The sequence below is a fragment of the Aeromonas salmonicida subsp. salmonicida genome, from assembly GCF_001643305.1.
Taxonomy (GTDB): domain Bacteria; phylum Pseudomonadota; class Gammaproteobacteria; order Enterobacterales; family Aeromonadaceae; genus Aeromonas; species Aeromonas salmonicida.
Window position 1 is genome coordinate 1 of sequence record NZ_LSGW01000074.1, and the last position, 17,176, is coordinate 17,176.

16 protein-coding genes, 1 other RNA gene and 3 pseudogenes are annotated in these 17,176 nt (G+C 61.3%); 7 read left to right on the forward strand and 13 right to left on the reverse strand.

The features are described from left to right. Nucleotides 1-68: 68 nt before the first annotated feature. The 11 genes and pseudogenes from AXW79_RS14105 to AXW79_RS14155 form a co-directional block, all read right to left on the reverse strand. The gene (locus tag AXW79_RS14105; RefSeq protein ID WP_005312887.1) at nucleotides 69-542 is read right to left on the reverse strand and encodes a TadE/TadG family type IV pilus assembly protein; all 474 of its coding nucleotides are present in this window, start codon (nucleotides 540-542) and stop codon (nucleotides 69-71) included. Next, nucleotides 539-1,307 (reverse strand): annotated as a pseudogene (locus AXW79_RS14110) (tetratricopeptide repeat protein). Before AXW79_RS14110 ends, AXW79_RS14105 begins: the two are co-directional and overlap by 4 nt. Before the next feature lie 19 nt (nucleotides 1,308-1,326). Further along, on the reverse strand, nucleotides 1,327-2,211 hold the full coding sequence (locus tag AXW79_RS14115; RefSeq protein ID WP_005312882.1) for a type II secretion system F family protein: 885 nt from the start codon (nucleotides 2,209-2,211) through the stop codon (nucleotides 1,327-1,329). Between the two features lie 3 nt (nucleotides 2,212-2,214). Continuing rightward, nucleotides 2,215-3,096 (reverse strand): annotated as a pseudogene (locus tag AXW79_RS14120) (type II secretion system F family protein). Continuing rightward, entirely contained in the window at nucleotides 3,093-4,406 is a 1,314-nt protein-coding gene (locus AXW79_RS14125; RefSeq protein ID WP_005312873.1) for a CpaF family protein, read from the reverse strand. The pseudogene AXW79_RS14120 and the gene AXW79_RS14125 overlap by 4 nt, the downstream one beginning before the upstream one ends. Beyond that, nucleotides 4,406-5,530 (reverse strand): AAA family ATPase, encoded by a 1,125-nt coding sequence (locus AXW79_RS14130; protein WP_005312870.1) that lies wholly within the window; start codon nucleotides 5,528-5,530, stop codon nucleotides 4,406-4,408. Before AXW79_RS14130 ends, AXW79_RS14125 begins: the two co-directional genes overlap by 1 nt. 3 nt (nucleotides 5,531-5,533) lie before the next feature. Then, nucleotides 5,534-6,082, reverse strand: a complete 549-nt coding sequence (locus AXW79_RS14135; protein ID WP_005312867.1) for a hypothetical protein — start codon at nucleotides 6,080-6,082, stop codon at nucleotides 5,534-5,536. 11 nt (nucleotides 6,083-6,093) lie between these two features. Continuing rightward, nucleotides 6,094-7,479 (reverse strand): type 4 pilus assembly secretin FlpC, encoded by a 1,386-nt coding sequence (gene flpC / locus AXW79_RS14140; protein WP_011898936.1) that lies wholly within the window; start codon nucleotides 7,477-7,479, stop codon nucleotides 6,094-6,096. A 19-nt stretch (nucleotides 7,480-7,498) separates the two neighbouring features. Continuing rightward, entirely contained in the window at nucleotides 7,499-8,242 is a 744-nt protein-coding gene (gene cpaB / locus AXW79_RS14145; protein WP_005312861.1) for a Flp pilus assembly protein CpaB, read from the reverse strand. 155 nt (nucleotides 8,243-8,397) lie between these two features. Next, complete coding sequence (locus AXW79_RS14150; RefSeq protein ID WP_005312858.1) at nucleotides 8,398-8,814, reverse strand: prepilin peptidase; 417 nt, start codon at nucleotides 8,812-8,814, stop codon at nucleotides 8,398-8,400. Then, entirely contained in the window at nucleotides 8,811-9,014 is a 204-nt protein-coding gene (locus AXW79_RS14155; RefSeq protein WP_005312855.1) for a Flp family type IVb pilin, read from the reverse strand. The genes AXW79_RS14150 and AXW79_RS14155 overlap by 4 nt, the downstream gene beginning before the upstream one ends. A 951-nt stretch (nucleotides 9,015-9,965) precedes the next feature. Between AXW79_RS14155 and AXW79_RS24060 the strand changes: the two genes are divergently transcribed. The 4 genes from AXW79_RS24060 (at nucleotide 9,966) to AXW79_RS14175 (ending at nucleotide 14,156) form a co-directional block, all read left to right on the forward strand. Then, on the forward strand, nucleotides 9,966-12,278 hold the full coding sequence (locus AXW79_RS24060) for a DUF1566 domain-containing protein (protein ID WP_331200020.1): 2,313 nt from the start codon (nucleotides 9,966-9,968) through the stop codon (nucleotides 12,276-12,278). Between the two features lies 1 nt (nucleotide 12,279). Further along, entirely contained in the window at nucleotides 12,280-12,993 is a 714-nt protein-coding gene (locus tag AXW79_RS14165) for a DUF1566 domain-containing protein (protein WP_005312849.1), read from the forward strand. 127 nt (nucleotides 12,994-13,120) lie between these two features. Beyond that, nucleotides 13,121-13,459, forward strand: coding sequence for an outer membrane protein assembly factor BamE (locus AXW79_RS14170; protein WP_011898937.1), 339 nt, complete (start codon nucleotides 13,121-13,123; stop codon nucleotides 13,457-13,459). Between the two features lie 61 nt (nucleotides 13,460-13,520). Then, a complete protein-coding gene (locus AXW79_RS14175) occupies nucleotides 13,521-14,156 on the forward strand; it encodes an NAD(P)H-binding protein (RefSeq protein ID WP_005312843.1) in 636 nt (211 codons plus the stop codon). 112 nt (nucleotides 14,157-14,268) lie between these two features. Here AXW79_RS14175 and AXW79_RS14180 read toward each other — a convergent pair whose 3' ends face one another. Then, entirely contained in the window at nucleotides 14,269-14,628 is a 360-nt protein-coding gene (locus tag AXW79_RS14180) for an RnfH family protein (protein WP_005312840.1), read from the reverse strand. After that, nucleotides 14,621-15,055: an SRPBCC family protein gene (locus AXW79_RS14185; protein WP_005312837.1), complete on the reverse strand. Its 435-nt coding sequence runs from the start codon at nucleotides 15,053-15,055 to the stop codon at nucleotides 14,621-14,623. The genes AXW79_RS14180 and AXW79_RS14185 overlap by 8 nt, the downstream gene beginning before the upstream one ends. Before the next feature lie 343 nt (nucleotides 15,056-15,398). Between AXW79_RS14185 and smpB the strand changes: the two genes are divergently transcribed. The 3 genes and pseudogenes from smpB to AXW79_RS14200 all read left to right on the forward strand — a co-directional run. Continuing rightward, on the forward strand, nucleotides 15,399-15,887 hold the full coding sequence (gene smpB, locus AXW79_RS14190) for an SsrA-binding protein SmpB (RefSeq protein WP_005312834.1): 489 nt from the start codon (nucleotides 15,399-15,401) through the stop codon (nucleotides 15,885-15,887). A gap of 122 nt (nucleotides 15,888-16,009) precedes the next feature. Continuing rightward, nucleotides 16,010-16,369, forward strand: a transfer-messenger RNA (tmRNA) gene (gene ssrA / locus AXW79_RS14195). A 180-nt stretch (nucleotides 16,370-16,549) separates the two neighbouring features. Further along, a pseudogene (locus AXW79_RS14200) lies at nucleotides 16,550-17,158 on the forward strand (integrase arm-type DNA-binding domain-containing protein); the annotation flags it as partial. Nucleotides 17,159-17,176 lie beyond the last annotated feature (18 nt).

Below are 17,176 nucleotides of genomic sequence, written 5' to 3' on the forward strand. Positions count from 1 at the left end.
CCCCCCCCCCCCCCCCCCCATGGCGGCAGGGCCCGACCCCAGGAGCCGGTGGCGACAGGAGCAGCGGCTCATCCTGCCCCTCCGGCCGGTAGCCGGTCTGTGAGCAGCAAGAGGGTGCTCTGATAGCTGAGCTCGCGATCGTCAATCAGCCAGCTCGGGGTGAGCTGTAGACGGGGACGGACCCTGGCCGTCACCTCCAGCACGGGATCCGCAGGCAGGCGGATCTCGCTGGCAGGATCCGGGCTCCCCTCCTCCTGGCCCAGCATGACCTCCAGCGACACATGGGGGATGACGCTCACCGTCACGCCGTCCAGCTCCCCTCGCCCCCGTTGTTGCAAGCGAAGGCGGATCCCGTCAGCCGACGGGATCCGCCCCGCCGCTGATTCGGCCTGCAGCTCACGGAGCACGGATCGCAAGCCATGCTCCAGAGTGCTGTATTGCAGATGCACCCGCAGCACATCCACCACCAGCAACAGCAGTGCCAGCAGCAGCGGCAAGATGATCACCAGCTCTATGCTGGCCACACCGAGCTCGCGTCTCATGCCCCCGTCCCCCGCCCCAGTTGCGCCTTGAGCAGCCTGATGTCGTGCTCCAGCTGGCTGGCGCTAAGAAAACGCGACAGACAGTATGAGGCGAGCCTGGGGTTCATTGCCCTCCGCCAGCAGCAGCAGGACATAATTCATCTCCACCCTGGGGGGCAGGTTCTGGTAGTGCAGCAGCGGCTCGAATGCCTGACGGGCAGCCACCTTGTTGCCCTCCATCAGCCAGCCCAGCGCCAGGTTGGCACGATAATCCGGTTCGTCGGGGGCCGCCGCCACCGCCACTTCAAACTGCTGGCGTCCCTTGCCAAAGGCCCCCTGCTGCAAGCTGGCCACCCCCAGGCCATTGCTGAGTCGCGCGCGCTCGTCCCGGTTCAGTCCGGCCAGTGCCAGTCCCTGCTGATAGGCCAGTGCAGCCTCGCCGCTCAGACCATCATCCAGCAGAAACTTGCCAAGATAGTGAGCGGCCTGAGCCCCCTGCTTGCCCCCCTTGTCCAGCAACTGCTGCAAGCCATCACGCGCCGCCTGCTTCTTGTCTTGCTGATAACGGGTACGGGCCAGCATCAACTGCGCCTCCTCCAGGGTGGCATCGTCAGCCAGCAAGGCCTGATAGAGCCGTTCTGCCTTGTCATACTGGGCAGAATCGAACGCCGCCTTGGCCACCGCCATGCCATTGCTCTGGCTTTGTTGGCGGGTATTGCCGTGGTTGCTGCACGCTGCCAGCCCGAGCAGGGCCAGCAGCAACACACAATGAAGTCGTGATCGCATTTCAAATCCTGTGGCCTGCTCAGCGCAGGCTGTTGATCAACAAATTGAGGGTGGGAGCAATGATCAGCACCAGCATGGGCAGCATGATGAGCGCCATCTGGATGAGGGTGATCTTGCCCGGCAAGGAACCTGCCTGCTCCTCCAGCGCCAGCCGCCGCATCTGGCGGGCTTCCTGACTGATGGTGCGCATTGTCTCGGCCAGTGGCGACCCGTACTGCTGGGCCATCTGCAAGGTGTTGGCGAGCCTGTCCAGCTCGGGCAAACCGGTGCGCCAGGCGAGCCGCGCCAGACAACTTGCCTGATCGCCGCGCATCTGGATCTCCGCATGGGTGCGCAGGAACTGGCGGGCCAGGCCCGGCTCCAGCGCTCCCAGATAGTGGCCCACCCGCAGCAGCGCCCGATCCAGCGCCAGCCCGGCCTCGACACTGATCACCAGCAGGTCGATGGCATCGGGCACCACCTTCTGCTGCGCACTCTTTACCTTGCGGGCACGCCACTGCAGCCAGCGCTCGGGCACACCGGCCCCCACCACATAGGCCACCAGCACCCACATCAGGGTGAAACCGTCGGCGGGTGCCGCCAGCAGACGCCACAGCAAGGCCGCCAGTGCCCCTCCCAGCCCACCCAATAACTTGGCCGCCCTGAGCCGGTCAAAGCCATGGCGGGAGAAGATCCCCGCCTGCGCCAGCAGTTGCTGCAAGCGGGCCTGCTCCCGGGCGCCGACCGGGTAACCGCGACCGCACCAGGCCAGCCAGTCCCGCGCCGCATCCCTGCGCTGACGGACAGGGCCATAGCGGTGGCTCTGGGCCTGCCACTGCTGTTGTTGCTGGTAACCGCGCCAGCCAACGACCGCCGCCGACGCGAGACAGGCCAGCGCCAATCCGAAAAGTTGCATGACAGTCATGGGCTACCCCTGCAGACGGGTGAGGCGACGGATAAGCCAGAGCCCGACCGCCACGCTGATGGAGACATATCCCAATACCCACTGGCCGCTGGCCGTGGTCATCAGGTAGGTGAAGTGCTCCCGCCCGGTCGTGAACAGCACCAGCAAGATGATGACGGGGAGCGCGGCCAGCACCTTGGCGGCATTGCGACTCTCGGCCGTGATGGTCTGGATGCTGGCCGCCAAGGTCTGGCGGGCACGCAGTGTCTCCACCAGTTGCGCCAGCACCTCCGAGAGGCGGCCGCCCGTTTCCTGTTGCAGGCTGAGCACTATGGTCAGAAACTGAAACTCGGCCACCGCGACCCGGCTCGCCGCCTGCTGCATCACCTGCGCCACCGGTTGGCCTACCTGCAACTCGTCGTGCATCTGACCAAACAACCGGGCCATCAGGCCGTGCTGCTGACAGGCCACCAGCTTGAAGATATCCGCCAATGGCGCCCCGACCCGCAGCGCCCGTATCATGCCGTCAATCACCTCGGGCAACTGGGCACGAAACCGCTCCAGCGCCCGCTGTTGCAGCTGCTGATAGACCACCAGCCCGAGGGAAAGCGCCCCGCCCACCGCCAGCAGCAGTGCCAGCCAGAACGGCATGCCATTGGCTACCAGCAAGACGCAGGCAAGGGCCGCCCCCGCCGGGCCCTGCCAGGTCCAGCGGGTCAGCTGATCCTGGCCCACCATGGTCACCATCTGCTGATACCAGTAGGGCAGAGGCCGTGCCCCCTTGTGTTGAGCAGGTTAGCCATAGCGTTGGCACTGCTGCTGCCAGGCTTCGCGTCGGCTCTGCCATTGCCAGAGCAGCAAGCAGGCCAGTCCCCAGCCCAGACACACCAGAATGAGCGTGCTCATGACACCGGCTCCCCGGCACCCGCCATGCAGTCATGCAGTTCGGTCAGCAAACCCGCCTGACGGGCTTTCTCCTCGACTCCGGCCGAGAGGGGATGGGCGATAAAACGCCCCTGCAGCTTGCCGTGCAGCTCGGATCCCAGCACGAAGCGAAACAGCGGCTGCATCCTGATCTGGCTCCCTTCCAGCGAGGTAACTTCACTGATGGCGGTGATCCGGCGTTGACCGTCCCGCATCCGCTCCAGTTGCACCACCAGATCCACGGCGCTGGCGATCTGGGCCTGGATGATCTGCTCGGAGAGCCGTTCAGCCCCCATTTGCAACATATTGGTCAGCCGCAACAGGGCATCTTCAGGGGTGTTGGCGTGCAGAGTGCAGAGGGAGCCGTCATGGCCTGTGTTCATCGCCTGCAACATGTCGAACGCCTCGGCGCCGCGCACCTCCCCCAGAATGATGCGATCCGGCCGCATCCGCAGGGCGTTGCGCACCAGGGCGCGTACGCTCACCTCTCCCTTGCCCTCGGCACTCTCGTTGCGGGTCTCCAGCGGCACCCAATGGGGCTGATCGAGGGAAAGCTCGGCGGCATCCTCTATGGTGATGATCCGCTCGTCGTCGTTGATGTGCTTGCTCAGGGCGTTGAGCAAGGTGGTCTTGCCCGACCCCGTTCCCCCCGAGATGAGCAAGTTGAAGCGGCTGCGCGCCGCCAGCCCCAAAAAGCGGGCCATGGCATCGGACAGGGCCCCCTTCTCCACCAGATGGGTCAGGGTCAGGCGGCTACTCGGGAATTTGCGGATGGAGATGGTGGTACCACACAGGGCGACAGGCGGCGCAATGACGTTGACCCGGCTGCCATCGGCCAGTCGGGCATCCACCATGGGAGTGGACTCATCCACCCGCCGCCCCACCGCATTGACGATCCGCTGCGCCACGTTGAACACATGCTGGCGGTCGCGAAAGCGCACCCCGGAGAGGGTCAACTTGCCGTGCCGCTCCACATAGACCTTGTCCGGGCCATTGACCAGAATGTCCGAGACTTCGGGGTCATCGAGCAGGGGTTGCAGCGGCCCAACGCCCACCATCTCGTCCACCAGCTGACGGGCAAGCAGGGTCAGCTCCTGACGGTTATAGGGCAACATGCGGCGGGTCGAGAGCTGCGCGAGGGCACGGGTGACCCGCTCCAGCAGCGCATCACGCGGCAAGGTGGCGGCCACCGAGGGCTCCACCAGCTCGTAGAAGGCCTCCCGAGCGGCATCAGACAGGGTGAGCAGTGCCCCTGGCACCGACGGCAGTCGGCTGTTGGCTTGTCCGAACATCAGCGCCGCCCTCGTCCTGTGACCTGAGCCCCCACCAGCTCACCCGCCAGCAAGGTCAGGGCGCGAGCCAGTTTGCTCTTTTGCTGGATGAGCGGCTGCCCGGCACGCTCGGCGCGCACAAAGACGCCGTGATCATAGGGCAGCACGGCGGCGTGGGGCTGACCACAGACGCGCTCCAATTCCTGCGCCGGCACCCGCCCCTCCTTGCCACGGCAGTGGTTGCCCACCAGCAAGCGGCGTTGGGCCTGCCCGCCTTGCGGGCATTGCCCCAGCAGCCGCAGTGCCCCCAGACTGAAATCGTGCAGCCAGAGCACTACGTCCGCCTCTTGCAGCAAGGCACGCAGCCCATGGGTGCGCAGATCCGGCACATCGATAATGAGGGTGCTGTAGTGCTCAGCCATCACATTGACCGCCGCCACCAGTTGCTCGGCACCGAGCACCAGCTCCTGCCCCTCGTCATAGAAGAGGAAGAGCCTTGGCCCAAGCTGATGGGCGGTGTGGGCCAGCAGGGTGCCATCGAGTCGATCGGTAGCTTGCCACCACTGTTCACCGGGCGGGGCATAGTCGCTGCCCAGCAAAATAGGGTGACGGCTGTGATGAAGGTTGAGATCCAGCAACGCAACCTGACGGTGATGCTGGTCGGCCAGCGCCATGGCCAGATTGGCAGCCACTGTGCTGGTGCCCACGCCACCGGCGGCGCCGACCACGCAGATCACCCGCCCCTTGCGCAGTGAGGTCACCAGCGGCACCCCCAGCAGACGCAGCAGGCCGGTACGCAGGGCATCGGGATCCAGCGGCGCCGGATAGTAATCATCCACCCCCACCGAAATAAGCCAGCGGAACAGGGTCACGTCCCCCCTCTCCCCCAGCAGGACCAGCCGCATCTGGGGCGGGCAGCACTCGGCAAGGGCGGCCAGATCGGCCGCCAGCGTCTGTGGGTTTTCCACCTCCACCAGCAGGATATCGGGGGCCCCTTGCGCCAGGCAGTGGGCCCTGGCCTCGGCCAGGGAGCCCGGGATCTGTCGGGCTTCGACCTCGGCCAGCTGGGCCAGCACCAGGCCGACCCCGGCATTCAGGGCAGGCTGGCGGGTGACAGCCACCAGTTGTTTGGCTTGTTCATTCATGCACTACTCCCCTGTCGTCTGCTGTTTCTTGGCCGACTTGGCCTTGCCCTGATAGAGGCGCTGCACGGCACCGGCATCGAGGGCGCTGCCACTGCCGTCATAGCGGGCGCCGCGGGCCCAGTGCTCCCCATGACTCTGGGCGCGATACTGGTTGCGCAGTACCAGACAAGCGCCGGGAGATGCCAAAGATACGCCTCTGGCATAGCGGCAGGTGTCGGATTGCAAGGTGGCGTCAAGCTCGACCTCATACGCTTGCCGGGTCGCCGGGATGAAGGTGAGGCGGGTCTCCAGCGCCAGCCACTGGGCCAACTGCTGGCGCAGTGCTTCCGGAGTTGGCTCCCGGCTCCCGGGTTGCGGGCCCGTGATCGTCAGGTGCAGGGATCCGGCCTCCAGCCGGTTGGCCAGCGGGGGCAGTTGCCGTTGCAGCTGTTGTTGCAGTTGCGATGGGGCAACCCGGAACTGCAGCTGATCCTTGAGGGAGGCGGCAGGGGGTTGGGTGGTGCAGGCCATCAGCGGTAACGCCAGGGCCAGCAACAGTGTCTCTCTTAACATGGTCACTTCCCTCAATAGCTGTAGCCGTAGTTGCCAAACAGGCGAGTCGCTTGCGCGCCAGGTCGCTCGGTTGAGCCCATGTCGGTGAAGAACCGCCGCTCGAACCGGCTCGGCGCTCGATAGTGATCCAGCGGCGTCGACAGGGAGAGGGGATCGCTGGTGGGCTGCACCAGACGGGCGGTGGCGATGATCACCAGCTCGCTCTCCTGGTTCTTGAAGCTGTTGCTGCCAAAGAAGGGGGCCAGCCCGGGGATCTCGCCGAGGAAGGGCAAGGCCTCGCTGCTCTGGTTGCGATGGGTACGCACCAGGCCCGCCAGGGCGAAGCTCTGGCCATCCGCCAGCTCTATGGTGGTGGTGGTGCGACGGGTTTCTATGCCCGGCACCACGACCCCGGCGATGGAGACGCTGTTCTCGCGGCTCAGGGTCGACACTTCGGGTGAAACCGTCAGGCTGATGCGGTTGTTGTCGAGCAAGGTGGGAGTCAGCTCCAGCGAGATGCCGAACTTCTTGAATTCGATCTCGGGCCCGTTATCCCCATTGCCCACCGGGAAGGGGAACTCGCCACCGGACATGAAGGTGGCGGCCTCACCGGATTTGGCCGTCAGGTTCGGCTCGGCCAGCACATTGACCAGGCTGTTCTCCACCAGTGCATCTATGATGGCGTTGATGTAGACCACATCCTTCTTGCCGCCCCAACTGCCCCGCTCGGCGGGTTTGGGGAAACGGTTGCCAGGCGAGACACCCAACTGCAAATACTCCCCCATGGCGCTCCAGCGCAATCCCAGCTGTTCACTGGTGGTGCGCTGCATCTCGACGATGCGCACCGATATGTTGATCTGATCCGAGCCCGCCAGACGCAACTGGTTGATGACGTTCGCATATTGCCCGCTGCCACCACCGGCGACCGCCGCCCCCTCATCCTGATTGCCGCTCTGAGGCTGAGCGGGGGCGACTGGGCCAGAGGGGACTCCCTGAGGCTGAATGCCTTTGGCGAACGCCTCCACCATGGCCAGGATCTCGTGGGCTTGCAGCGGACTGGTTACCTCCCCCGCCACCACTATGGCGCCGCCAGACTCGCTGAAGGTGAGTCGGCTCTGGGGAAAGTGCTGCCTGGCCAGCTGCTTGAGGGGGGCAAGATCCGCCACCACCTGCACCCGGTAGTGACCCAGGGTGCGGCCATCCTGCGCGGTGACCACCAGATCGGTGCGGCCAACCTTGCGACCATAGATCAGCAATTGCTGATCGGAGGGGCTGTGTACCCGCACCAACTCCGAGTTGGCGACGAAGGCATCCCGCACGGGTTCATCGAAATTGAGCAGGGTGGACTGCTCGGGGGTGAGAGTCAGGCTCTCTGCCGCCACTGCCCATAACGGCACCATGGCGAGTGTTCGCAACATCGTGTCCTTTCTGGGTTGATTAAGGTTGGCGGTTACGGTCGTTGCCGTCGCCATAACTGATCCGGACTCCGTGACCCGGAATGGCCCTCGGATTCTGGCCACTGGCCACCTGCTCGGCCCATATCAGGCTCCCTTGCGGCGGGGCAACAGCCTCGCTGCCCGCAGGGGCACCCTGGGCCGAGCGCAGCACCAGTGCCAGCTCTCCCAATCGATGAGCCAGCAACAGACGGGCTGCCGCCCGCGGGGCCAGCTCGAAGGTCACAGCCACTTGATCGAAGTTGTCCTGCGCCGCCGCAGTGCCGTTGAGCGCGGCGATATCGGTCACCTGAGCATCGATGGCCAACAACTTGATGTCGGTCAGAATGATCTCCGCCGACTGGTTGCTGGTCACCTCGGCCCCTTGCGCATTGTGCTGACGGGTATGCTTGCTGGTGAGGATCACATCCACCCGGTTGCCGGGCCGGATCAGGCCATGGCTGGCCGCCTCCCGCCCCAGCGCCAGGGTCACAGCCCGCATCCCCGGCGCCATCATGGCGGAGAGATAGTGGCTCTGCTCCGGGCGCACCAGATCATCAGACGAGACAATCTGCCCCGACTCCAGGGTACGGGTGACCAGACTTCCCTTGAGTGCCTTGGTATCGGTAAAACCGAACAGGAAGAGCCCCGGCAGATTCATCTCCTCGGCGGCGGGCAGAGTTTGCCAGACCAGATCCTCGGGATGGATAAAGGAGCCGGCCTGTACCCTATGGGCGGCCACCAGCACCTGGGCGACCCTGTCGGAAGCTGTCGATTACGATGTCAGGTCTCGCGGTGGAACTGTCTTCTGCGGCGCCGGTTCAACCGGCCAGAAGGCAGCCAGCGTCGCCGCCAGCACCAGCAGTGCAGCGATAAGAGAGAGGAGTTTCTTCATAGGTGTGACTACATAAATAGAGGAGTGGTCAGACTCGCCGCCCACAAAATGGCGAATCCATAAGGCACTGTGACGGGCTCGGGAGATGGCCGGAAACGGGCGTAAACCAGGCATACGAGGCTGAGCACGCCACCCGAGAGCGCCATCCAGAGCAGTAACTCGGGCCAGCGTCCGGATGCACCATAGAGGCAGACCGCCAGCAACTTGCTGTCACCGGCCCCGCACCAGCCCCTGTGATAGGCAAACAGCCCCAGCAGCAGTGTCAGCAGGGCTAGGGTCAGCGAAAGCGGATTGAACGGCAGCAGCCAAAGCGCCCAGAGTGCCAGTACCAGCACAGCCAGGTTGGGGATACGCCGCTCAAACAAGTCGCTGACCAGACACCAGCACGCCATCAATATGGCCAGCCACTGCCCGAGCGCTGTCACTTGCCCGCGGCATCCATGTTCAACCCCGCCACTATGGCGGTGAACTTCTCCTTCAAGGCCGTGATGAAGATCCCGTCCGAGCCGAAGATGGCGAGGATCCCGGCCGCCAGCCCCGCCGCCAGAATGCCGTATTCGATCGCCGTGGCGCCTGTGTCATCCTTCAGATAGTCCCCAAGGTAATCCCAAACTCGCATCTTCATTTTATTGTCCCTGTTTTTTATGCCTGAAATTAAACAGCGACAACATGATATTGAGATCACAAACGAGAATCAATATCATTATCGTTGAATGAAATAATTCGCAGAGTGAATTTTCGTTTTTGACACTTTTAACAGCAAAAAAATCTGCACTAATCGTTCAACTCGCAAGAAGAGACTGGTTCAGCAGCTTATTCACCTATACAACAATAATGGAGTCGATCTTGTTCAGGACAACGCGACCCCTGATCCTGGCCCTCTGCTGCGCAACCTTGCTGGCATGCAAGGCCGAGCTGGGTACCCCGGATCAGGAAGGAAACAACGGCAACACCAGCGGTAATAACGGCAGCAGTCAAACCACGCCTCCCCCCCCGGATCCCGTGACCCCGCCATCGGACAACAACACCGGGAACAACAGCAGCGGCACGGGTTCGGGGAGCAGCAGCGGAAGCGGCAACACAGGCAACACAGGCAACACAGGCAACACAGGCAACACAGGCAACACAGGAACTGTGACCCCGCCTACACCGCCGGATCAACCGGACAAGGCACCAGATCCCGCCACTAAACCGACCAGCCTGGATCTGGCGGGGGCGCTCTCCATCACACACGAGCAGGGAGCCCAATTCGATATCCAGCTCTGCGCTGACAAGGTGTGCGTGACTCAGAGCGCCCTGGCCGACGGCAGCTTTGGGTTCAAACTCAAGTTGAGCCAGTGGCCTCAGGATAAACCACTGAGGTTGACCACCAGCAACCGTCAGCAGAGTGCGCCTATCCTCAGCAGTCAGCTGCCCTCGCTGGAGCAACTGCTCAAGCAGGATCAGAATGGGGATGGCATCATCACCGAGCAGGAGGTACCCCATCTGCACCTCTCCCCCATGCTGCTGGCATACCAGAGCCTCACCACGGCACTGCAAAAACGGGAAGGCAGGCAGGCAGGATGTCACTGCCCTGTTGGTCAGCGATCCACAACTCAATCACGGCATGGCCCGCGAGCTGACCGCACTGCTACAACTGGTACTCGATGGCGACATTCCCCTCCCGGTCAGCGAGATTACCCAGCTGGCCGAGCACCTGGTCGCCTACCGGCAGGTTCAGCCAGGTGCTGACCTGCGAGAAGGGCTGTTGAACTATGCCGTCCAGCAAGGGACGGCACTGCCTGTCGATACGGAGACCATGCTGGCGGCTGCGTTCAAAGCCATGGCGGCCCTCGACACCCGCACCCCGGCCTATCAGCTGCACGCCACCTTCTACCCTCATCGACAACTGACCCTGCAGGGAATATTCCCTTCGCGGCTTGGTGAGCCGACCGTCATGGTAGAGATAGGCGCCAAGCCCAATCACGATGGCCTTAACCAGTACTACTTCAAACTGGAACGCCCAATACGGCCACAGCGACTCCCTGTAAGGGCACCGGATGGCAATATGCTTGACGGCCTGCCCGTCAAACAGGGCAACCAGTACAGCCTCACCCTCGCACTGCCGGACCTCAACAATACCTTCACCACTTGCCAGCCTGGCGAGAGCGAGACCAGCGACGACCTGATGCAGGACACCCTCACCCTGGTGGTACAGGATGAGAAGAGCGAGGTGGAGTTGCGATCTGTACTCGGATCCCTGTGCGAACTGGTCAAGCAGGACGGCAACCGGGACGGTATCCTCACCGCCAGCGAATTCCCGCGCCTGCAAGTGGGCTATACCAGCACGGCCCAGCAAGCCCTGCTGCTCAAAACCACACTCAGTGCCAGCATGGGCTCTTTCCTGGACTGGCAAGCCTGGACCCTGGCGGAGCTGGATCAAAAACTCAAGGCACTGCCGAGGCATCAGGTTGAGCTGCTGGCAGCCATGGTCGCCCTGCAGGCCGAGGGGGAGCTCTGGCAGCAGCCCGTCAACCTGATCGAGGGCACTGATTTTCGCCAGCAACTGCTGAGCTGGCTGGAGATCAACATGGCCAATGAATATTCAACCGTGTCCCGCAACAATCAGATACCGGACCTGTTCAAACTGGAATCCGCCATCGCCGACAATAGCGGGCTGGGCCCCCTGTTGAATGCCAATCCAGACAAGAACATCTCCCACATCATCAAGGCGGCGGCCGGTCTGATCCGCAACTCGGAAAGCGATGCACTTCTCTATCCCGGTACCAGCACACCGGGTAGCTGGGTCACCCCCTACCCCAACAGCCCCCTCTCCCCCGTCTGTCAGCGCGAGGTGTTGTCAGATCAAGTGATCGGCCTGGCTATTCTGGGCCAGGGCCGTGATCAGGATGGCAGCCACTGGGTCACCCTCGGCTGGCAACCTCAGGAGGGGGCGAGTCAGTACCGGATTGGCTGGGGTAAAACCCCGTTTGAGCATATTGAAAACGCCGAACAGCAAGGCATCAGCCAGCAGACTCGCATCACCCTCAAGGGTCTCCCTCGCTATCAGGACTACCAGATAAGAGTGATGAGCGAAGGCGGCACCATCAGCGCCCCCCTCCACTATCGGACGGGCCAGTTGCATGTGGCCGATACCCGCATCACCCACAGCATGGGAGACGATGACGGCAAGCGGGGACGGGATCTGGACAATCGCTGCGATCCTCTGAGCGGTCAGGCCGTCAACAGCAATCAGGATGGGGTGCTTGGCGCTCGCTACATCAAGCTGGACAGCCAGGGACAACCCCTGCCACGGCAAGACCTCTCCTACAAACAGTTGCCCTTCGCCTGCGTGGTTGATGCCTTGAGCGGACTGGTATGGGAAACCAAGGTGCAATACAAGGATGGGGAATCCTCCCTGCACGATGACAAGAGCCTGTTTGCCTATGACGATATCCAGAGCGACAACGCCTTCAACGGCAGCTGCTATGACCCGCAAAGTGGCACCCTGGCCAGCGATAGAAGCCGTTGCAACCTGAAACGTCAGGTCAATCAGAGCAAGCTGTGCGGCCTGGATAACTGGCGCGCCCCCAGTCAGCAGGAGTTCTACGGCATCATGACCCTGACCCGGGATAACCCCATTGCCCTCGATACCCGCTACTTCCCGCTCTATTCAGGTTTGCAATACACCTATGGCAAATGGCAGGAGCTGGAGGGGATCTTCTACGGCTTCTGGACCTCGGATGTGATGCCGGTCAGTCGCCCCATCGGCACCTGGAGCCAGGATGATGGCGGGCCGGATGCCTACAAGGTACGGCCAGGCTCTGACCTCAGAGGCAGTATCGCCCGCCAGTATCAACCCCATTACGTCATGCTGGTCAGCGATGGCTTCAAGGTCACAGGAGAATAAGATGCAGCGCTATTTCCCCCCCCTATTGCTGATCGCCACCCTGTTGCCGGTCACCTGCCAGGCTCGCGAGTGTCTGCCTGGCTATCAGGACGATCACAACCGTTTCGTCAGTGAGCAGGTCGACACGGCCGAGGGCAAGCTGAACGTGGTCAACGACAGAGCCACAGGTCTGCAGTGGCTCTATTGCCCCTATGGTCAGCACGCCAGTACCGATGGCACCGGCTGTCAAGGCACACCCGCGTTTATTTCAACCCGCGCCAACGCTGAAGACAATCCCTTGATGGGCGTCATCAAACAGGCCAACGACCGGCTTGGTACACCCGCACAACCCTGGCGGGCCCCCGACATCAAGGAACTGTTTACCCTCTACAACAACCAGTGCCAGCCGGCCATTTATGCGGCACAAGGTTACCCTTCGACATCCCTCCAATCACAGATAGCGGCAGACAAAGAAACCCTATGTGCTGACGCAGCGTCCAAGTGGGATAAGGTAACCGAACAGTGGATCGAGGCTCCCGATGATGTCAAAACTGCATGCCGCGCAGCTGAACAACAACTTTGGGCACTGACCAACATCGCCTTTGGTTCAGACAGCTCGGGGGGGGGAAGGATACGACTTTCTGAACTTTGCCGGCAGCGGGGAAACCTTCAACGTTGGCGGAATAGGATTATCCAGCGTCATGCTGCGACTGGTCCGTCCCATCCCCACCGTTGAGGAGTGATCCCATCGGCCAGAGGGCCAGGCGCCCTCTGGCTATTTTTTCCATGGCTTTTACTTCCGCCAAGGGAGTAGGTATGATTCGGCCAGCGTAAAAGACTTGAATGGATGATCTGAACTCGATATGCGGATGAAACACCTGATTGCCGCGGCCCTGACCGCCCTCACCCTGTCCGGTTGCAGCTTGGTCTATCGCATCGATATTCCCCAGGGCAACTATGTGGAACAAAAACAGGTCGACAAACTGCGCCAGGGCATGACCCGCGAACAGGTCGAGTTCGTGCTGGGCTCCGCCATGTTGCGCGATGGCTTTGACCCGAACACCTGGTATTACCTCTATGAATTCCAGCCAGGTCGCGGCGAAAAAGAGCGCAAAGAGCTCACCGTGACCTTCGCCAACGACAAGCTGGCCACGGTCACCGGCGACTTCCCGTTACCAGCGGCCTTCCACACCCCGCTCTGATCGCATTCACAAAACCGGCCCAGCGCCGGTTTTGTTTTATCTCGTTCACAAGGAGTGCTTGATGAGCCAGATCCTGATTGCCGGTGCCAGCGGACTGATCGGCACAGCCCTTGTCCGCCAAGTCGATCCCGCTCACTCACTGACCCTGCTCTGTCGCAAGGCGGGTGCTCCCCAGCCCCGGCATCACTGGCTGCCAGCCGACTTCGAACAACTGGCGGATCTGGACCTGCCCTCCCCTGTCGATATCGCCTTCTGCTGCCTGGGCACCACCCGCAAGCAGGCAGGCTCTGACGACGCATTTCGTCGGGTCGACCACGACTATGTGCTGGCTTTTGCCAAGCTCGCTCGCCGCCACGGCTGTCAACGCCTTATCGTCGTCTCGAGTCTGGGAGCCAACCCACGCTCACTGGCCCTCTATCCCCGCACCAAGGGGCAGATGGAACAGGCCTTGCTGGCACAATCCTGGCAACGGCTTGCCATAGTCCGCCCCGCCATGCTGCTCGGCAACCGCCAGCCGCCACGCCGTTCCGAGCAATTTTTTCAGGCACTCTATCCGCTACTGCGTCCCCTGCTCATCGGCAAGCTGCGCCGCTGGCGCGCCATCGACGCCAGACAGGTCGCCCACGCCATGATAGTGCTCGGCCAGCAGGAGAGTGGCGTCGAGGTGGTGGAAAACGAACGCCTGCTCGCCACGTAACCTCTTCGCCCTCTGGCGGGGACGATTTAAAGAACTCGCCAACCCGACAGCAGTACGGTCGGCAAAAAACAAAAAGGCGCCCAGGCGCCTTTTGTGATCACAGCGCTCGGCATCAGGCCGAGTCTGCATCCCCTCGCTTGCGGTTGGTATTGGGCCGGCCGCCAGTCACCACATCGGCGCGCCCTTCTTCTTTGGCCTTCTCTGCCCGCTTCTTGCGCATCTCTTTCGGATCGGCAATGAGCGGACGGTAGATCTCGATGCGATCCCCATCCTGCAGCAACTCGGAACCCTTGACCGGACGGCTGTAGATACCGAACTTGTTGACCGACAGGTCGATCTCCGGGTGCTTGGTCACTATGCCGGACTGCTCGATGGCAGCCAGCACGCTTGTCTCGGGGGCAACCCGGATGCGCAGCACCGTCTGGCGCTCGGGCAGGGCATACACCACCTCGATATTGAGTAAATCAGACACCGTACACCACCTTGGCGCGGTTGGAGAAAGCGAGCACCATGGAACCCACCAGATCGCGGAAAATCTGGCCAAATGCCAGCTCGATCAACTTGGACGTGAATTCGAAATCAAGGTCGAACTCGACCTTGCAGGCATCCACATCCAGCGGCGTAAAGGTCCACCAGCCAGCCAGTTTGCTGAAGGGGCCGTCCACCAGCTCCATTTTTATCTGCCGGTTGGCATCGAGCTGGTTGCGAGTGGTAAACGTCTTGGCAATTCCCGCCTTGGCCACATCCACCGAGGCCGTCATGTAGTCATTGCCGGTTTCGTGAACGCGGCTGCCGACACAACCGGGCAGAAACTCCGGATAAGCGTGAACATCATTGACCAGCCGGAACATTTGTTCGGCACTGAACATCACCAGGGCACTGCGAGTAATACGGGGCATGGGTTTTCCTCATCCAATCGGGCCGATTTTATCACCTTGTCAGCTAAAATCACCGCCGAAACTGCTCACAATGCCGTCACTCAAGCGGTTGCGCGTTTTACCACCGCCGCCACCCACCTATAAATCACCGTCCCGGCCAACATCGCCACCGAAACTGCTCACAATGCCATCACTCAAGCAGTTGCGCGTTTTACCGCCGCCGCCGCCCACCTCTAAATCACCTTCCCGGCCAAAATCACCGCCGAAACTGCTCACAAAGCCGCCACTTGAGCGGTTGCGCGTTTTACAGCCGCCGCCACCCACGTATAATGCGCCTTCCTAATCATTGCCAAAGGCGCCCGTCATGAGCAAAAAGAACAGTAAAAACAAAGCCGGGTCCAGCACCATTGCACTCAACAGAACCGCCCGTCACGAGTACTTCATCGAAGAACGTGTGGAAGCCGGTCTGTCCCTGCAAGGGTGGGAAGTCAAATCCCTGCGGGCGGGCAAGGCCAATATCAGCGAAGCCTATGTCATCTTCATGCAAGGCGAAGCCTTCCTGTTCGGCTCCACCTTCTTGCCACTGAATGCCGCCTCCAGCCACGTGGTGTGTGACCCGACTCGCACCCGCAAACTCCTGCTGAGCCGCCATGAGCTCGACAAGCTGGAGAGCCTGACTGCCCGTCAGGGCTACACCATAGTGCCGCTGGCACTTTACTGGAAAGAGTGCTGGGTCAAGGTCGAGATCGGCCTGGTAAAAGGCAAGAAAGAACACGACAAGCGGGAAGACACCAAGGCCCGCGAATGGGATCGGGAGAAAGCCCGCATCATGAAGAACAAGCATCGCGGCTGATTGTGCGCCGCCAGCGCTTGCGCGGCGTCCAATAAACCAGCAATCGACCGGCCAAGGCCGGTCGATTGCTATCAACGCCTTGCCATGACAGGATTTTTGCGTACAATCGCTTTTGACAACTTGGGGCTGATTCTGGATTCGACAAGATTCACGAAACCCAAGGTGCATGCCGAGGTGCGGTAGGCCTCGTTAACAAACCGCAAAAAAATAGTCGCAAACGACGAAAACTACGCACTAGCAGCTTAATAACCTGCATAGAGCCCTTCTACCCTAGCTTGCCTGTGTCCTAGGGAATCGGAAGGTCATCCTTCACAGGATCGTGTGGAAGTCCTGCTCGGGGCGGAAGCATTAAAACCAATCGAGCTAGTCAATTCGTGGCGTGTCTCTCCGCAGCGGGTTGGCGAATGTAAAGAGTGACTAAGCATGTAGTACCGAGGATGTAGTAATTTTGGACGGGGGTTCAAATCCCCCCAGCTCCACCAAACAATGTTCCGGCCGGGAACGAAGAAGTACAGAAACCCGCACAGCGTAAGGCTTTGCGGGTTTTTTGTTGTCCGCAGTAGTCCAAGGCGTTCGCCTAAATCCAGCCTAAAGAGTAACATCTGCAGTAACAAGACTCTGGTAACACCGTTTTTGGTGTTACTGCTGGTGGGGGTAACAACATGAGTAAAGACAAGTTGACCGACTCAAAACTGAGGGTCGCTAAACCGGAAGCCAAGGAGTACAACCTAGGCGATGGTGACGGGTTGTACTTGAGGGTTAAACCGAATGGCGCAAGGCTATGGATCTTTAACTACTATCGCCCGGGTAACAAAAAGCGAGCAAATATTGGTTTTGGCCCCTACCCCGATGTGACTTTGGCCGCAGCCCGAGAGCGCCGGCAAGAAGCTCGTGCTCTACTGGCCGATGGCATCGACCCCCAACTTCACCAGCAAGAACAAATAGCCATTGCTCAAGCAGAACAAGACGTCAGTGCCCACACCTTTGAATTCATGGCCGCTAAGTGGCTGGACCTTAAACGCCATGATGTGACAGAGGCCTATGCCGCCGACTCCTGGCGCTCCCTTGAGATGTATGTGTTGCCATTCATCGGCTCTATGCCCATCCATCAGATCCGAGCCCCCAAGGTCATTGAGATTCTTCGCCCCATTGAAGCTGATGGCAAACTCGAGACGGTACGTCGCCTATGCCAACGCATAAACGAGATCCTCGATTACAGCGTTAACCATGGCCTGCTCGATGCAAATCCCTGCTCTGCGATTCGCAAGGTGTGAATCGCCCCCAGTTCC

What these genes read in the sequence shown, in the direction of transcription:
- AXW79_RS14105 (WP_005312887.1), bottom strand. Translation starts at nt 542, where the DNA reads ATGAGACGCGAGCTCGGTGTGGCCAGCATAGAGCTGGTGATCATCTTG.
- AXW79_RS14115 (WP_005312882.1), bottom strand. Translation starts at nt 2,211, where the DNA reads ATGACTGTCATGCAACTTTTCGGATTGGCGCTGGCCTGTCTCGCGTCG.
- AXW79_RS14125 (WP_005312873.1), bottom strand. Translation starts at nt 4,406, where the DNA reads ATGTTCGGACAAGCCAACAGCCGACTGCCGTCGGTGCCAGGGGCACTG.
- AXW79_RS14130 (WP_005312870.1), bottom strand. Translation starts at nt 5,530, where the DNA reads ATGAATGAACAAGCCAAACAACTGGTGGCTGTCACCCGCCAGCCTGCC.
- AXW79_RS14135 (WP_005312867.1), bottom strand. Translation starts at nt 6,082, where the DNA reads ATGTTAAGAGAGACACTGTTGCTGGCCCTGGCGTTACCGCTGATGGCC.
- flpC (WP_011898936.1), bottom strand. Translation starts at nt 7,479, where the DNA reads ATGTTGCGAACACTCGCCATGGTGCCGTTATGGGCAGTGGCGGCAGAG.
- AXW79_RS14155 (WP_005312855.1), bottom strand. Translation starts at nt 9,014, where the DNA reads ATGAAGATGCGAGTTTGGGATTACCTTGGGGACTATCTGAAGGATGAC.
- AXW79_RS14165 (WP_005312849.1), top strand. Translation starts at nt 12,280, where the DNA reads ATGCAGCGCTATTTCCCCCCCCTATTGCTGATCGCCACCCTGTTGCCG.
- AXW79_RS14170 (WP_011898937.1), top strand. Translation starts at nt 13,121, where the DNA reads ATGCGGATGAAACACCTGATTGCCGCGGCCCTGACCGCCCTCACCCTG.
- AXW79_RS14175 (WP_005312843.1), top strand. Translation starts at nt 13,521, where the DNA reads ATGAGCCAGATCCTGATTGCCGGTGCCAGCGGACTGATCGGCACAGCC.
- AXW79_RS14185 (WP_005312837.1), bottom strand. Translation starts at nt 15,055, where the DNA reads ATGCCCCGTATTACTCGCAGTGCCCTGGTGATGTTCAGTGCCGAACAA.
- smpB (WP_005312834.1), top strand. Translation starts at nt 15,399, where the DNA reads ATGAGCAAAAAGAACAGTAAAAACAAAGCCGGGTCCAGCACCATTGCA.